The sequence below is a fragment of the Streptomyces sp. NPDC057307 genome, assembly GCF_042667665.1.
GTDB lineage: Bacteria > Actinomycetota > Actinomycetes > Streptomycetales > Streptomycetaceae > Streptomyces.
In genome coordinates this window covers 1-16,539 of the sequence record NZ_JBHUZM010000056.1, presented here as the reverse complement: position 1 = coordinate 16,539, position 16,539 = coordinate 1, and the positions used below count along the sequence as shown (strand labels likewise).

The 16,539-nt window shown below is 68.8% G+C and carries 12 protein-coding genes; 9 read left to right on the top strand and 3 right to left on the bottom strand.

Annotated elements, in window-relative coordinates; translation table 11 throughout:
- The first annotated feature begins 60 nt into the window (after positions 1 to 60).
- The 5 genes from ACFUN8_RS20140 to ACFUN8_RS20120 all read left to right on the top strand — a co-directional run bounded on the left by ACFUN8_RS20140 (position 61) and on the right by ACFUN8_RS20120 (position 7,958).
- Positions 61 to 1,314, top strand: a complete 1,254-nt coding sequence (locus ACFUN8_RS20140) for a GAF domain-containing protein (RefSeq protein ID WP_383639179.1) — start codon at positions 61 to 63, stop codon at positions 1,312 to 1,314.
- Positions 1,315 to 1,509: 195 nt separating this feature from the next.
- On the top strand, positions 1,510 to 2,979 hold the full coding sequence (locus ACFUN8_RS20135; RefSeq protein ID WP_383639177.1) for an aldehyde dehydrogenase family protein: 1,470 nt from the start codon (positions 1,510 to 1,512) through the stop codon (positions 2,977 to 2,979).
- Between the two features lie 200 nt (positions 2,980 to 3,179).
- Positions 3,180 to 4,691 (top strand): APC family permease, encoded by a 1,512-nt coding sequence (locus tag ACFUN8_RS20130; protein WP_383639234.1) that lies wholly within the window; start codon positions 3,180 to 3,182, stop codon positions 4,689 to 4,691.
- Between the two features lie 64 nt (positions 4,692 to 4,755).
- Positions 4,756 to 6,327 (top strand): GMC family oxidoreductase, encoded by a 1,572-nt coding sequence (locus tag ACFUN8_RS20125; protein WP_383639174.1) that lies wholly within the window; start codon positions 4,756 to 4,758, stop codon positions 6,325 to 6,327.
- A gap of 107 nt (positions 6,328 to 6,434) precedes the next feature.
- Positions 6,435 to 7,958 carry an aldehyde dehydrogenase family protein gene (locus ACFUN8_RS20120; protein ID WP_383639172.1) on the top strand — a complete coding sequence of 508 codons (1,524 nt, stop codon included), beginning with the start codon at positions 6,435 to 6,437 and terminating at the stop codon, positions 7,956 to 7,958.
- Positions 7,959 to 8,587: 629 nt separating this feature from the next.
- Here the strand turns inward: ACFUN8_RS20120 and ACFUN8_RS20115 are convergent.
- The gene (locus ACFUN8_RS20115; protein ID WP_383639169.1) at positions 8,588 to 9,283 is read right to left on the bottom strand and encodes a TetR family transcriptional regulator; all 696 of its coding nucleotides are present in this window, start codon (positions 9,281 to 9,283) and stop codon (positions 8,588 to 8,590) included.
- Between the two features lie 123 nt (positions 9,284 to 9,406).
- Between ACFUN8_RS20115 and ACFUN8_RS20110 the strand changes: the two genes are divergently transcribed.
- The 3 genes from ACFUN8_RS20110 to ACFUN8_RS20100 all read left to right on the top strand — a co-directional run bounded on the left by ACFUN8_RS20110 (position 9,407) and on the right by ACFUN8_RS20100 (position 12,921).
- Positions 9,407 to 10,399: a zinc-binding alcohol dehydrogenase family protein gene (locus tag ACFUN8_RS20110; protein WP_383639166.1), complete on the top strand. Its 993-nt coding sequence runs from the start codon at positions 9,407 to 9,409 to the stop codon at positions 10,397 to 10,399.
- Positions 10,396 to 12,063, top strand: coding sequence for a CocE/NonD family hydrolase (locus tag ACFUN8_RS20105; protein ID WP_383639163.1), 1,668 nt, complete (start codon positions 10,396 to 10,398; stop codon positions 12,061 to 12,063). The genes ACFUN8_RS20110 and ACFUN8_RS20105 overlap by 4 nt, the downstream gene beginning before the upstream one ends.
- A 426-nt stretch (positions 12,064 to 12,489) precedes the next feature.
- A complete protein-coding gene (locus ACFUN8_RS20100) occupies positions 12,490 to 12,921 on the top strand; it encodes a hypothetical protein (RefSeq protein WP_383639160.1) in 432 nt (143 codons plus the stop codon).
- 620 nt (positions 12,922 to 13,541) lie between these two features.
- On the opposite strand, the gene ACFUN8_RS20095 is transcribed toward ACFUN8_RS20100, so the two are convergent.
- Positions 13,542 to 14,090 (bottom strand): tetratricopeptide repeat protein, encoded by a 549-nt coding sequence (locus tag ACFUN8_RS20095; RefSeq protein WP_383639157.1) that lies wholly within the window; start codon positions 14,088 to 14,090, stop codon positions 13,542 to 13,544.
- Positions 14,091 to 14,257: 167 nt separating this feature from the next.
- Positions 14,258 to 15,061 (bottom strand): hypothetical protein, encoded by an 804-nt coding sequence (locus ACFUN8_RS20090; protein ID WP_383639154.1) that lies wholly within the window; start codon positions 15,059 to 15,061, stop codon positions 14,258 to 14,260.
- 794 nt (positions 15,062 to 15,855) lie between these two features.
- Between ACFUN8_RS20090 and ACFUN8_RS20085 the strand changes: the two genes are divergently transcribed.
- Positions 15,856 to 16,317, top strand: coding sequence for a hypothetical protein (locus ACFUN8_RS20085; RefSeq protein WP_383639151.1), 462 nt, complete (start codon positions 15,856 to 15,858; stop codon positions 16,315 to 16,317).
- The last annotated feature ends 222 nt before the right edge of the window (positions 16,318 to 16,539 follow it).

The window sequence follows — 16,539 nt, the reverse complement described above, 5'->3', positions numbered from 1 at the left end:
GGTGGCGTGCGCGGGGCGAACATGGGGAAGCCGGTGCAGTCGTGGCCTCGGGAGGCCGAGTTGACCGACACATGGGTGGCCCTGGAAGAAGGAGCGGATCCGGCGGAGCGGCGCGGAGCGCTGCGGCGCGCGTACGAGTCGTTCGCGACCGCCGGCCGGGTCGACCGTCCCGTACGCCCCGTGGTGGCCGACTCCTGGCAGCGTTCCACCCGCGCCCGCGTCCGTCCCGAAGGGACGGCCAGTGTCGAGCTGTCCGACGACGATCTCGGCGGCTACCGGGACGCGCACCCGCTGGCACGCGTGATGCCGCTCTTCCGCGAACTCATGGGCGCCTACGCGTCGGACGGCGAACACCTGATCGCGGTGTGCGACGCGCACGGGCGGCTCCTGTGGGTCGAGGGGCACGCCGCGACCCGCGCCCAGGCCGGCCCGATGAACTTCGTACCCGGTGCCCGCTGGTCCGAGGCGGCGGCCGGTACGAACGCGCCGGGTACCGCCATCGCCGTCGACCGGCCCGTCCAGGTGTTCGCCGCCGAGCACTTCCTCCGCCCCGTGCACCCCTGGACCTGCGCCGCCGCGCCCATCCACGACCCGCGCACCGGACGGCTGCTGGGCGCCGTGGACATCACCGGCGGTGACCGGCTGGCCCATCCGCACAGCCTGGCGTTCGTCGGCGCCGTCGCCAGGGCCGCCGAGTCACAGCTCGCCCTGCTGGCCCCGCCCCCGGCTCTCGGATCCGTACAGCTGTCGGTCCTCGGTCGGGACGAGGGACTGCTTGTCGTGGACGGCCGCAAGTCCCGGCTGAGCCGCCGCCACAGCGAGATCCTGACGGTGCTCTCGAACCGTCCCGAGGGCATCTGCGGCGACGAACTGCTCATGGAGCTGTACGAGGACGAGTCCGTCACGCCCGTCACCCTGCGCGCGGAACTGTTCCGGCTGCGCGGACTGCTCGGCCCCGACCTGCTGCGCTCACGGCCGTACCGGCTGGCGGCTCGCGTCGACACGGACTTCGACACCGTCGCCCGGAAGCTGGCGTCCGGAGCGGTCACCGGCGCCATGGGCGCGTACGCGGGGCCGCTGCTGCCCTCCTCCCTGTCCCCCGCCGTCGTACGACTGCGGCGCAGGCTCGCCGACCAGCTCAGGGCGGCCCTGATCGCCCGCGGGGATCCCGGGCTGCTGGCCGACTGGGCGTACAGCCCCTGGGGCGAGGACGACCTCCCGGCGTGGCACGCCCTGGCCGGCGCGCTCCCCGCGCGGCAGCGCCCCGCCGCCCTCGCGCGCGTGCGCGAGCTCGACGCGTGGCAGGGGTCCTGACCCGTACCGCCGGGCCCCACCTCCGTACCGGCCTGCCCCCGGGCGCTCCGGGCCGTCCTCCACGATCCTCCGATCCCTCCCGTTCCTCCGGTCCCTCCCGGAAGGCGGACCCGGCCCCGGCTCCTTACTCTCTGTTGATAGAGCACCACAGTCGACTCACGCGGTGCCCATTCGTCCGAACCCGAGGAGTCCGCCATGCCGGAGCTGTTCATCGGTGGCAAGTGGACCACCGCCGTAGGCGGTCAGGTCCGCGAGATCCGCTGCCCGGCGGACGGCACACTCGTCGCGACCGTCGACGAGGCGGACCAGAAGGACGCGGCGGCCGCGATCGAGGCCGCCCGTGACGCCTTCGACCGCGGCCCCTGGCCGGGCACGCCCGCCGCCGATCGAGGCAGGCTGCTGCTGCGCGTCGCCGAACTGCTGGAGCGCGACAAGGCGGCGTTCGCGCGGGCCGAGTCCCTGGACACGGGGAAGCGGCTCGTCGAGAGCGAGTACGACATGGACGACATCGCGAACTGCTTCCGCTACTTCGGGAACCTGACGGCCGCGGGCGGCACCGACCGGGTCGTCCACACGGGCGACCCCGGCGTGGACAGCCGGGTCGTGCACGAACCGGTCGGCGTCTGCGCGCTGATCACCCCGTGGAACTATCCGCTGCTGCAGACTTCCTGGAAGGTGGCGCCCGCGCTCGGCGCCGGCAACACCTTCGTACTGAAGCCGAGCGAACTGACCCCCCACACCGCGATCATGCTGATGCGGCTGCTGACCGAGGCCGGGCTGCCCGACGGCGTGGCGAATCTCGTCCTCGGCGCCGGTCCCACGGCGGGCGCGCCGCTCAGCGAGGATCCCCGCGTCGACATGGTGTCCTTCACCGGCGGTCTGGTCACGGGCCGCCGCATCATGGCGGCCGCCGCTCCGACGGTGAAGAAGGTCGCCCTGGAGCTGGGCGGCAAGAATCCCAACATCGTCTTCGCTGACGCCGACTTCGAGAGCGCGGTCGACTACGCGCTGACGGCGGTGTTCCTGCACTCCGGTCAGGTCTGCTCGGCCGGGGCACGGCTGCTGGTCCAGGACGAGCTGCACGACCCGTTCGTGGACGAGCTGGTCCGCCGGGCCAAGACGATCCCGATGGGTGGTCCGTTCGACGAGCACGCCCGCACCGGGCCGCTGATCTCGGCGGCGCACCGCGACAAGGTCGAGGCGTACGTGGCGGCGGGGCTCGCCGAAGGCGCCGTACTGCGCTGTGGCGGCAAACGCCCCACCGACCCGGAGCTGCGCAACGGGTTCTTCTACCCGCCGACCGTGCTGGACGACTGCGCTCCGGGGATGTCGGTGGTGCGCGACGAATCGTTCGGCCCCGTGCTGACCGTCGAGCGGTTCAGGGACGAGGACGAGGCGGTCGCGCTCGCCAACGACACGGTGTACGGCCTGACCGGGGCGGTCTGGTCGCAGGACACCGGGCGTGGGCAGCGCGTGGCGTCGCGGATGCGGGCGGGCACCGTCTGGATCAACGACTTCCACCCGTACGTGCCCCAGGCCGAATGGGGCGGGATGAAGCAGTCAGGCTTCGGGCGGGAGCTGGGGCCGGCCGGGCTGGGCGAGTACCAGGAGGCCAAGCACGTGTGGCGCAATCTCTCGCCGAGTCCTCAGGGGTGGTTCGAGTGAGTGAACCAGGCGCGCCTGACACACCGGACGCGGCGGGTACACCAGGGGCGCCGGGCACCCCGGGCACCCCGACGGGATCCGGCGGCACGGGCCGGACGGATCCCACGACCCCCGCGAGCCCCACATCCCCCACGGATTACACGGATCACACGGATCCCACGGCCCCCGCGAGGACCCAGACCCAGGACGACGACGACGCTCTGGGCGCGCTCGGCTACCGCCCCGAACTGAAGCGGACCCTCGGCAACTTCCACACCTTCGCCGCCGGAATCAGCTACATCTCTATCCTCACCGGCACCTTCCAGCTCTTCTACTTCGGCGTCAGCTTCGGCGGCCCCGCCTACTGGTGGTCCTGGCCGATGGTCTTCGTCGGGCAGCTGATGGTGGCCCTGTGCTTCTGCGAGCTGGCCGCCCGCTACCCGGTGGCCGGCTCCATCTACAACTGGGCCAAGAACATGGGCGGTCCGCACGTCGGCTGGCTCGGCGGCTGGATGATGATGACGGCCACCATGGTGACGCTGTCGGCCGTGGCGCTGGCGTACCAGATCACGTTGCCGCAGATCGACAGCCGGTTCCAGTTCATCGGGGACGGCACCGGCAAGTACGACGCCGCCGGCAACGCCGTACTCCTCGGCTCCGTTCTCATCCTCTTCTCCACCACCGTCAACGCCTTCGGCGTCAAGCTCATGGCGCGGATCAACTCCGCCGGTGTCTTCATCGAGCTGCTCGCCGCCGTCGCGCTGATCATCTTCCTGGCCGCGCACATCACCCGTGGCCCCGGCACCGTACTGACCGACACCCACGGACACGGCACCGGCCAGACGCTCGGCTACTTCGGCGCGTTCCTCACGGCGTCGCTGGCGTCCGCGTATGTCATGTACGGCTTCGACACGGCCTCGTCGCTCGGCGAGGAGTCGCACAACCCGCGCCGCAACGCGCCGCGCGCGATCCTGCGCGCGCTGATCGCCTCCTTCTTCATCGGCGGGCTCATCCTGCTCTTCGCCCTGCTGGCGGTGCCGAATCTGGCGGACAAGCAGTTGTCGACGGGCGGTCTGCAGTTCGTCGTTCTCGACACGCTCGGTTCGACCATCGGTGACGTGTTCCTGTGGTGCGTGGTCATCGCGATCACCGTCTGCGTGCTGGCGGTCCAGGCGGCCGGGATCCGGCTGATGTTCGCCATGGCCCGGGACAACAACCTGCCCGCGGGCTCGAAACTCGCCCGCGTCAGCCCGCGTTTCCGCACACCGGTGGTCCCCGCGGTGGTGATCGGTGTCGTGGGCGTCGTCATCCTGCTCGTCAACGTCAACCAGCCGCAGATCTTCTCGGTGATCACGAGTATCGCGATCATCATGATCTATCTGGCCTATCTGCTGGTCACCGCGCCCATGCTGGTCAAGCGGCTGCGCGGCCGGTGGCAGCCGATGGAGGGCAGCTTCTCGCTGGGCCGGTTCGGACTGCCCGTCAACATCGTCGCCGTGGTCTGGGGCGCCGCGATGTCGCTCAACCTCGCCTGGCCGCGCGCCGAGGTGTACAACGCGACCGGCCCGCAGCACTGGTATCTGCGCTGGGGCGCGTTCGTGTTCATCGGCATCGTCGCGGTCGGCGGCTTCGCCTACTACTGGTTCGTCCAGCGGCACAAGACGGGCGTGCTGGCGGAGCACCGCTTCGAGGCGGCCGACCCGACGACACCCGCCGAGCCACCGACCGGCTGAGGCCCCCCTGTACCCCAACGCCCCCGGATCCCTGCACCCCTGGACCCCTGCATCTGGAGAAGCGATGTCCGCAGCACGCCCCGTGGCCGAGTTCGACTACGTCGTCGTCGGCGGTGGTACCGCCGGGGCCGTCGTCGCCGCGCGCCTGACCGAGGACCCCGACGTCACCGTCTGCGTACTCGAAGCCGGCCCCTCGGACGTCGGCGACGACAGCATCCTGAAGCTCGACCGGTGGATGGCGCTGCTGGAGTCCGGTTACGACTGGGACTACCCGGTCGAACCGCAGGAGAACGGCAACGACTTCATGCGGCACGCCCGCGCCAAGGTCCTGGGCGGCTGCTCGTCGCACAACTCGTGCATCGCCTTCTGGGCGCCGGCCGAGGACCTCGACGAGTGGGGCGCCCTCGGCTGCACCGGCTGGAGCGCGGCCGACTGCTTTCCGCTCTACCGGCGGCTGGAGACGAACGACGCGCCCGGCGACCACCACGGCCGCTCGGGCCCGGTGAACATCATGACGATCCCGCCGAACGACCCTTGCGGCAGTGCTCTGTTGGAGGCGTGCGCGGCGGCCGGGATCCCCACCACACCGTTCAACACGGGCCGGACGGTGCTACGGGGAGCGCACTGGTTCCAGATCAACTCCCGTCCGGACGGCACGCGTTCGTCCGCCTCCGTGTCGTATCTGCATCCGGTCCTCGGCAAGCGGCCCAATCTGGAGGTACGCACCGGACTCCAGGCGAAGCGGCTGTTGTTCGACGACGCCACCGATCGGCGCCGCTGCACGGGAGTGGAGTATCTGGAGCCGGACACCGTCCACAGCGGCTCCGTCGCCGCGCGCCGTGAGGTCGTGGTCTCCTGCGGGTCGATCGATTCGCCGAAGCTGCTGATGCTGTCGGGCATCGGCCCGGCCGGGCATCTGCGGGAGAACGGTGTCGAGGTACGGGTGGACTCCCCCGGAGTCGGTTCCCATCTCCAGGACCACCCGGAGGGCGTGATCATGTGGGAGGCGCAGCGGCCCATGGTCACCAGGTCCACGCAGTGGTGGGAGATCGGGATCTTCGCCGACACCGAGCCGGGCCTGGACCGGCCCGACCTGATGTTCCACTACGGCTCGGTGCCTTTCGACCTGAACACCTACCGGCGCGGCTATCCGACCACCGACAACGCCTTCTGTCTGACGCCGAACGTGACCCGCGCCCGCTCGCTCGGCACGGTCCGGTTGCGTACGCGCGACTTCCGGGACAAGCCGAGGGTCGATCCTCGCTATTTCACGCATGAGCACGATGTCCGCGTGATGACGTACGGGCTGCGGCTCGCCCGCGAGATCGTCGCGCAGGAGCCGCTCGCGCCGTGGAAGGGACGGGAGTTGGCGCCGGGGCCGGACGCGCGGTCCGACGAGGAGCTGCTCGACTACATCCGTAAGACGCACAACACCGTCTACCACCCGGCGGGCACGGTACGGATGGGACGGGCGGACGACGCCGACTCGCCGCTGGACCCGCAGTTGAAGGTGAAGGGCGTGACGGGGCTGAGGGTGGCCGACGCGTCGGTGATGCCGTTCCTGCCGGCCGTCAATCCGTGCATCACGACGATGATGATCGGCGAGAAGTGCGCGGACATGATCAGGGCGACCTGAGCGGTACGTCGCGGACCGCGGCGCAACCTGGTCGCAACGTCCGCGCTCCTAGCCTCGCGGTGAGCGCCGTCCAAGGCGGGCGGCACCCTCACCGGGAGGCCACAGAGATGACCCGATACGCAGCGCCGGGTACCGACGGCGCGATCGTCTCGTACGAGTCCCGCTACGACCACTGGATCGGCGGCGAGTACGTCCCGCCGGCCCAGGGCAAGTACTTCGAGAACCCGAGCCCGGTCAACGGCCGCCCCTTCACCGAGATCGCCCGAGGCACCGCCGCCGATGTCGAGCGCGCACTGGACGCGGCCCACGGCGCCGCTCCGGCCTGGGGAAAGACGTCCGCGGAGATACGCGCGGGCATCCTGAACAAGATCGCCGACCGGATGGAGGCGCATCTGGAGGAGCTGGCCGTCGCCGAGAGCTGGGAGAACGGCAAGCCGGTACGCGAGACACTGGCCGCCGACATCCCGCTCGCCATCGACCACTTCCGCTATTTCGCGGGCGCGCTCCGGGCCCAGGAGGGCTCACTGAGCGAACTGGACGACGACACCGTCGCGTACCACTTCCACGAGCCGCTCGGCGTGGTCGCGCAGATCATCCCGTGGAACTTCCCGATCCTGATGGCGACTTGGAAGCTGGCGCCCGCGCTGGCGGCGGGCAACGCCGTCGTCATCAAGCCCGCCGAACAGACCCCGGCGTCGATCCACTTCTGGATGAGTCTGGTCGCGGATCTGCTGCCGCCGGGTGTGGTCAACATCGTCAACGGCTTCGGCGTCGAGGCGGGCAAACCACTCGCCTCCAGCGCACGGGTGGCGAAGGTCGCGTTCACGGGCGAGACCACCACGGGGCGGCTGATCATGCAGTACGCCTCCGAGAACATCAAGCCCGTCACACTGGAGCTGGGCGGCAAGAGCCCGAACATCTTCTTCGACGACGTCTGGTCGTCGGACGACGACTTCCGTGACAAGGCACTTGAGGGCTTCACGATGTTCGCCCTCAACCAGGGCGAGGTGTGCACGTGTCCGTCCCGCGCGCTGATCCAGCGCGGGCAGTACAGCGAGTTCCTGGAGGCGGGCATCGCCCGCACCGAGGCGATCGTGCCGGGCCATCCACTGGACACGGACACGATGATCGGCGCCCAGGCGTCCAACGACCAGCTCCAGAAGATCCTTTCGTATCTGGACATCGGGCAGCAGGAAGGCGCGAAGATCCTGACGGGCGGTCAGCGCATCGAGTACGAGGGCGAGTTGGCCGGGGGCTACTACGTCCAGCCCACGATCTTCGAGGGCGACAACCGCATGCGGGTCTTCCAGGAGGAGATCTTCGGCCCGGTGCTCGCGGTGACGTCCTTCAGCGACTTCGACGACGCGATCAAGACGGCGAACGACACGCTGTACGGCCTCGGCGCGGGAGTCTGGACGCGCGACATGAACACCGCCTACCGCGCGGGCCGCGCGATCCAGGCGGGCCGGGTCTGGACGAACTGCTACCACGCCTACCCGGCACACGCGGCGTTCGGCGGCTACAAGCAGTCGGGCATCGGCCGCGAGAACCACCGCATGATGCTGGACCACTACCAGCAGACGAAGAACTTGCTGGTGTCGTACTCGCCGAAGAAGCTGGGCTTCTTCTAGGCACCAGGGGAAGGGCACCTGACCGGGGCGGATGCCGGTCAGGTGCCCTGGCCTGTACACCGCCTGGGCCGCGAGTCGAAACGTCCCCTTACCCCCGCTGTCGCCCATCGGTATCCCAGCTCTGACCAGCAGTTGCGGGGCATTCCCGGGCCAGGACGCCAATAAAGCGCCCTCCTCGTCGCCCGTGGACTCCTCCTCCCACCGCCGGTGTCCAACTCTGTCTTCACACAGTGGCGTTGGACGCCCCCGTCCCGTGCGTGCAGCCGACCCCCCGGAATCGATCATCTCGTGGTGCCGCGCCGGGAAACCAGCGGACAGACGTCGGCCGAGCGGTCTGCGGCGCACCGTCCGCGGATCGGGCCGACCGGCAGGCAGGCAGGCAGGCAGGCAGCCCAGCAGTGCCGCGAGACTCGTTCCAACGCCGGGAGATCGGCATCCGGTGCCGGAAACCGGCGGCCGGACGTCAAGCCCTGCTCGCGCCCTCCCACCTGCGGTGCGGCGACGTCTACGCCCTGCCCGGCGACACGGAGTGACTACCGCGCTCACGGACGCGGGGTTCGCGTGCTGGGCGGACACGGCGCACCTGGGTGCCGCTTCCGGCCCCAGTCGCGTTCCGAGGTCGCCGAGGCTCAGGGACCGGAGACTCTCTGGTCCGCCCCCGGACTCGGGCCGGTGTCCGCGGTGACGACACGCAAACCGATCGCGAGCGCGGACAGGAGCAGCTTCAACCGTGGGGCGAAGTCGAACGCGACGTGGCCCCATTCGGGCACTTGCTCGTAGAGCGCGGCAAGGGTGGGCGTCGGGTGTGACACCTGCCATCCGTTCGCGGCCAGCGCGAGCGTCGCCGCGAGGAGTCCGCGCAACTGGTCCGGGGTCATCGAGCTCACGAGGCCGAGGTGGTCGACGATCGCGTCGTACGCGGCGAACGACGCGGTCTTGTACTGGCGTGCGCGTTCCATGTCGACATCGCCCTCGAGCGTCAACGTGACGTGGGTGAGGAGGTCACAAAACACCGGCAGCGTGGTGATCGTGTCCGCGACGACGCCGGCGACGTCCTCCGGTCCGAGGCCGGCTCGCTGGGCCACCGCCGTAGAGATCGCGGCCCGCCACTGACTCCATCCGCGCTCTGCGAGCTCGAGCAACAGCTCTTCCCTGCTCGAGTAGTAACGGCGCACGCCGGTGCGGTGCAGGCCCGCCCGCTCGGTGACTGCCTGCACCGTGATGAATCGGACGCCGCCGAGCTCCGTCGCCAGCGCCTCGGCGGCGCGCAGCAGATCCTCCGACCGTTGCGCTTTGTCCTGCGCCGACCGCGCTCGCTCCTTCATATGAGCACTATAACGCGCGCCGTGATGCGCTAAGCGGGCGACCGTGCTACCGTTCTCATAACGCATCACAAGGAGCGTTAAATCTATAAGCGCCAGTCATCCACTGGAGGAGAGGACAGATCCATGCGGGCAGTACAAGCCACGCAGTTCGGCGACCCGGCCACTCTCAAGCTCGTTACCGGCCTCCCGGACCCGACCCCGGGCCCCGGAGAGATCGCGATCGACGTCTCACACGCCGCGGTCGGCCTGATCGACGTGTTCTTCAGACAGGGCCGGTACAAGGACCAACCCGGCATGCCACAGCCACCGTTCGTACCCGGACTTGAGGTCGCCGGTACGGTCCGCGCACTCGGCGACGGCGTGGCCGGGCTGACCGTCGGGGAACAGGTAGTCGCTCTGTCCGCAGGCACCGGCACCGGCGGGTACGCCTCCGTCTACATCGCCAAGGCTCCGCTGACCGTCTCGATCGAGGGGCGCGGCATCAACCCGGCCCTCGCCGTATCGGTACTTCCGAACGCCGCGATGGCGCACGTCGCGCTGACGCGGGTCGCGCATCTGGTCGACGGTGAGAGGGTTCTTGTGCATGGCGCTCTCGGCGGCCTGTCCGCCGGTTTCCCGGGCGTCGCGAAGCAGCTCGGCGCGTCCCGCGTCGTCGGCACGGTTCGGCCGGGCAAGCTCGCCGCCGCCGAGGCGACGAAGCTTCCCTACGACCGGATCGTGGACTCCACAGACCTGCACGGCGCGCTCGGCGACGAGAAGTTCGACGTGGTGATCGACCCCGTCGGCGGAACGCTCCGCACCCAGAGCCTCGACGTGATGCTGCCGGGCAGCCGTCTCGTCGCCGCGGGCAACGCGTCTGATGACTGGGGCCACCAAGTGGACACCAACCAGCTCTGGTTCCGCAGTGTCACCGTGAGCGGCTACAACGCCGGCGCGTTCCTGCCGGCCCATCCAGAGGTCGTTCCCGCCGCCCTTGCCGCGGCCGTCCAGGCGACCGCTGCCGGCCTGGCGGACACCGACGTCGAAGTTCTGCCGTTCAGCCAGGCCATCACCGCCCACCGGCGCATGGAAAGCCGCGACCTCGTCGGCCGCATCGCGCTCACCCCGGAGGCATGACCATGACCGCAATCGGGCGCCTCGCCGAGCGCATGGCTCCGCTCCCGCCCGCCAGCTCACGCCGGGTCCACGTCGAACGCGGCCTGAAGATACCGATGGATGACGGTGCCACGCTCGTCGCCGACCACTGGGCCCCGCGCGACACCGGCGGACGATCACTCCGCGAGGTGCCGGTCGTCGTCGTCCGCACCGCCTACGGGCGCGGCGGCCCCCTCGGATGGCTCTACGGACCCGTCCTCGCCGAACGCGGACTGCAAGTACTGATGGTCAGCACCCGTGGCACGTTCGGATCCGACGGCGAGTTCCTGGCCATGCGCGGCGAACGCGCCGACGGTCTCGCGACACTCCGGTGGCTCGCCGACCAACCCTGGTCGAGTGGCCGGGTGATCCTCGCCGGATCCAGCTACTTCGGCTACACCCAATGGGCCATCGCCGATGCCGCCCCTCCCGAGGTCAAGGCCATGGTCCCGCACATCACCTCCTCCCGGCTCGCTCTCAGCCTCACCCGGCCAGGCCGCGTCGACCTCGAGACAATCACTAACTTTTCCTGGAACACCGCACCGCAGTCCCACAACGGCTCACCTCTGCCCGCCGCACAGGAACAGCGCGGCTACCTGCTCCGGTCGATGGTCGGCGCGGACCGGCGCCGCATCGCCAACGCCATGAACACCTTGCCGATCACGGACGTCGACCAGGCGATGCTCGGCCGGACATCACAGTTCTTCCAACAGATCGTGAACCACGATCAGAGCAGCATGTACTGGGAGGACTTGGACCGCAGCGGCACCGTCTCGGACGTCACTGTGCCCGTCAGCTCTGTCACCGGCTGGTACGACATCTTCCTCGCCGACCAGCTCCGGGACTTCACCGCCCTCGTTGACGCGGGCCGTGAGCCCCGACTGACCGTCGGGCCGTGGTGGCATGCCGACCCTCGCGGTATGGGCGCGTCCGTCACCGAGGTCGTCGAGTGGGCCTCCGCCGTCGCCACCGGGCAAGAACCCCCACACCAGGCTCCGGTGCGGCTGTACGTGATGGGCGCGGACGAGTGGCGCGACTTCGAAGCGTGGCCGCCTGCCGGGTACGAACCCCAGCGGCTGTACCTCCGCGGCAACGGCACCCTCACCACCACAGCGGGATCCGCGGAACCACCGTCGACGTTCACCTACGACCCCAACGACCCCACGCCCTCCCTGGGTGGGGCCAAACTCACCCCCGCCGGAGCGGGCCCCGTCGACAACCGGAAGCTGGAGGAGCGCCCCGACGTACTCACCTTCACCGGCGCACCACTCACCAACGACCTTGAGGTGATCGGTGAGGTCACCGCGGACATCTGGGTGCGCGCGGACCGTCCCAGCGTCGACGTCTTCGTGCGACTGTGCGACGTCGATCCGAACGGCAAGTCGCTCAACGTGTGCGACGACCTCGTTCACCTCGATGTCAGCGACGACACCACCCGCGCGACAGTGCGGCTCTCACCGACCGCATACCGCTTCAAGAAGGGACACCGGCTCCGCGTACAGGTCTCCGCCGGAGCCTTCCCCCGATTCGCCCGCAATCCCGGCGGCGGTGAACCCGTCGAGAGCGCAACAGCACTGCACAGGACAGACATCGAGGTCTTTCACGACGAAGCGCACCCGTCTGCGGTAGGCATCCCGGCGCGATGAACAGCGGCTGGCGCACCCAGTTGTCCGCCGGCGACTCCATCCGGCTGATGGACCTCGCGATGCGTCACCGGCGTGTCCTGTTCAGGCAGTTCACTTGATTGCCCTCATTGGCTTCGCAGAACTCCCAACAAGGATTCGTCCGGGCCGGGAGATCCGCGCGCGCTCGGGACCTTGCCCGGCGGGAGCCCATCGACGGAGCCTGACGGCGCCGTTCGACCGGTTCATCCCATTGGTGGTTACGGGACGGTCGGTTTGCCCTGTTCACCATTGGGCAGCTTGATCATTCGCGGAGCCTGACCACGAGCGCGCAGCCGATAGTAGACCGACGCACTCATACGGACCTTCGCCAGAACTTCGGAGAGCTTCAGTGCGGGAGGACGGGGCATTGATTGCATCCTTGCGGCTTGAGCAATGCGAGAGGCTTCAATGCTCTTCACGATCGCCGGTTTGGCTGACCGGCGGTCGTGGTCTATGTTGCACACCGAATCAGATGAATCCGGCGGCCTCTCAGCTCATTGCCAGGAAGTCAGCCGGTATGAGCGCAGGGCCGGAGGTCTCGCCGTCCATGAAAAGCACCAGCAGGCCGTCATGCGCCAGGCAGTCAAGGTTTCGCGCTGCGATGCGCTCCGGTGCGCCAACGGCGCGATTCACGTTGCGAGTTGTAGCTCCAGGGTGTGCCGCTACGTGCGCGAGGACAGCCCTGAGCCGACAGTAACCGTGTTGCAGCAGATCCTGGCCGAACAGGCCGGCCGCGCAGACGCAGACGCACAACCCGGCGGACACAGCACTTTAGTCATCCGCCACCTGGCCGGGCCAACCGCCCTGGGCGCCGAGAACAAAGAGAGCCGGGGGAAGTGAAGCGGGCGGATCGAATAGCGGAATCAAGCAGAGGGGCCTCCTACTTAGCGGCCATGCCGGCCAGGCAGTCTGATGTGACGCGAAACCGCGAATCACCCGCAGTCCTAGTCACACCGAACTAAGGCACCGTCTGGCCTGGTGTTTCCCGGGACGTTGTACATTGACATGATTTCTGCGGGAGTCTCCAGTCTTCTGGAGTTCCTTCTTGTCCGCCTTGGGCGAATGCCCGATGACAGCCCGCATGGAGCCCGACACACGTACAAAGATTCAAGAAATACGTCGGGTCGCGAGCCAGGCCCGGTCCGCGGTGTACGACTTCGACGTTGTGATGGGCTGGCGCGTCACAGCCGTCCTCCCGTGGACGTGAAGCGAATCGGATTCGCGCACTCACCTGGTGGTGGCATCGCCCACGGGAGGCGTGAGGATCCTGCGCTACGCGCACCGCTTCGACTGGCCCTCTTCGCGGCACTGCCGACCGTCTCCTCGGCGGCCCGAGGGCATCCAGCCGAGAGAGGGCCACGGCCAACAGGCCAACCACCGTGAGGCCGAGGCTTCAGGCGCACAGGCGCACAGGCGCGCGGTTCGCATGCCGCGTAGACCGTTTCAGTAGCCAACGTGGACTACCTGTTGGCCGCCTTGGCGACCAGACGACTGCGCCACTCCCGCAGACGCTCCATCTTGTAGTCGCCGGCGAACTCGTCGATGCCGTAGACCGTCACCAACTCGGCGGCGATCTCCTCGTCCAGCAGGTCGAGGGCTTCTCGGAACTCGCCCCTGAGTTCCAGCGCCAGGGCCAGTTGGTGGCGGATGGAACGGGTTTCTCCCTGCCGCTTCGGGCCGAAGGCCCTGGATTCTGTGTACAGCGCGCGGAGCAGGCGCACTCCCTCGGCCGGTTTCCCGTTCTCGGCAAGGTACTGGGCAAAATCCGCCCGGCCGCGATGCGTGTCGGCGTGGTCGGAGCCCAGTACCCGGACGGAGTCCTCCACGACGGACCGCGTTTCGATGACGGCTTTGTCCAGGTCGCCGAGCGCGCGGAGGGCGGAGGCGAGCGAACGTCGCGACCTCAGGGTTTCCGGGTCGTCGGCCCCGAACTCCGCAGTCCTGTCGGCCACTTCTGCTTCAGCCAGTCTCACGACGTGGGCATGCTGACCCTGGGTGCTGAGCCACATGGACACCAGTGAGCGGGCGAGGAGGGTATCGGGGTGCCAGCGGCCCAACTTCCTGGTGAGGTAGGCGACATCCCTGTGCACGTCCGGCCAGTCCCTCGGCACCGGCTGCTTCCAGTTCCGGAAGCGCCGGCCGGCCCGCCAGGTACCGGGAGTACGCCGGGGCCTCCTCATATCCCGCCGCCGCAACCACCGCCGCCACATGAACTGGACGCGCCGACACCGCCGTCATTGGCCCAGCCGGAGGTACGGGCGGGTTCCGTAACGGCAACCCGCTTCGGTCTGGGGGCGCGAACCCGCGTCCGGGCGACGCAGCGCTCGCACAGCGCGTCGAACTCGGGCCACTGGTCCTCCCCCGCCCTGCCGTTCGCGATCGCGAGCCAGCCCGCCACCGGCACATGCACGGCCAGGGCGATCACGAACCAGAACCCGCCCGCGTCCGGCTGACGACTGTAGAACCCGATGCCGTAGAGGAGGACGGCGAACAGACCGAACACCGCCGCCCGCCCTTCCCGTTCGCCGGGCATATCGCGCGTCCGACGAGCGGGAAGGTTGCGCCGCGCTGTCCGCCGCAGTTGGGTGCTGAAGGCCGGGAAGCGGCCCGATGCCCTCACCTCCTCCACAGAGCCGCTCCCTCCAGCGTCGTGAACGGCCCTTCGGAGTGCCGCAAGCAGGGGGTGCGATTCCGGTCGCGATTCCCGCACCGCCCGGCTCCGGCCGCGGGAGGAGCGGGGCCTGGCGGACAGCAGCAGGATCCCGGCCTGTGTCGCCGCCCGCTCTCCCTCAAGGCGATACATGGCGAGAACGGGTTTGGCGGCACCAGTTTCGAAAAAGCGTTCAATGGCCTGCCGGTCACGCCGGAGCACGTAGCGGAGGCGGACCAGCGAGTACGCCACGAACGTCGTGAAAGCGCCGGCCCACACGACCGCGAACGCCCAGAAGGTCGGTAAGTCCGTCAGAAAGCCTGGGATCATTCGTCCCCCGCCGATCCATTCGGTCCGTCAGGCTGCCCGGCAAGCGGTGCCCCCGGCTTCCAGGGTGACAGGAACGGCTCCTGCCGCACAGGTTGCCTGCCGGATTCCCGGATGCGCCTACGCTTCCCCCGGCTCGGTTGTCCCACCACCATGCTGGGCAGAGGGCAAGTGGATGCGGGCGTCCTTGACGCAGCAGCGCGTCTTCGGCGAGGGGGTGTCCCTTTCCTCGTTGATGAGTTGATGAGTTGATGAGGGGTACGTTCATGCGCCGGCTCGTGGCTGTCCATCGCTGCCGGATGAGCTCCTGATACATGGGTACGCGGGCCAGCAGGTCGATGAGCCGTACAGCCTCTGTGCGTGGCAGCTTCACCAGTGCCCAGTCCAAGTGGAAAGCGATGAAGCCCTCCCCGCGACAGGCGCTCTCGACGCCTTTCCGGTCGCGGACGGGGGCGGTTGCTTCGTCGACGTTCCGGCAACACGCAGTGGTCGTCATCTCCATCTGCCACAGCGCTTTGACGACGGGGACTGGCGACACCGCCACCAGGCCCGATCCCAGACCAGCCACTGCCGACGACAAGCTGCTCATGCATGATGATCACGAACTACGACTGGAGTACCAGCCGGTCGAGTCCTGGCCTACATACACCGGTGGTGCACGGCGGAGCCAACAGTGGGCAACGCCGGGCCCAGGAGACGCCGGCACCGCCTTTCGGCCGGCGGCGCTCCGGGCTGATGGCCACTTCTGCGGTGTTCGGCATAACAGTGCGGCGTCCTACCTTCTCACCATGCCGTGGATGACACTGGCCAGTGCGGTAGTTGGTGCCTTGATCGCGACCGCTTCCGCAGCTCTGCTCGATCGCAGCCGCTGGCGACGCGAGAGGGACGACCGCCTCCTCGGCATGCGCCAAGTTCTCTACAGCGACTACCTCGCATGCCTCTCCCAGGCGCGCAACGCCTTTCGCGAACTGGCCCGAAACCAGGACCTGGACCCCCTTGAGAAAGAACGCTCTGCCCGCGACAGTTTCGCCCCCTGCTACGGCACGCGCTATCAGATGTCGATCACAGCCGCGTCGGAGGTCGCTACTGCGTCCGAGAACGTCTTCCGCCGCCTTCGTGACGTACGGGATCTCGCTGCGGCCGGCACGCTTGCCGGCGAGGCGGCATACTCCGGTGGTCGCGCCGAGTATGAGGCTGCGCTTACTGGGCCACGTGACGCTATGCGGCGCGATCTCGGAGCCGACCCCGTTCCGGCCTAGGCCCTGTCTTCAAAGTAGCGCCGTCCGCCCGTAGGGCGGGGCCTGCGCCCGCCGCGAAGCGGCTGATGTCTCGTTGGTGCGGTGCATCGCAAGGCGGAGGATCGGCCTCGTACTGGGCGTACTTGGGCGACTCCGACAACGCAGGGGGCACCTCCCGTGGCCCCCTAGGGCCTACGGGGGAGAGGTGCCGTGCCAGGCGTCGCAGGCCAGGCGGGACTTTGA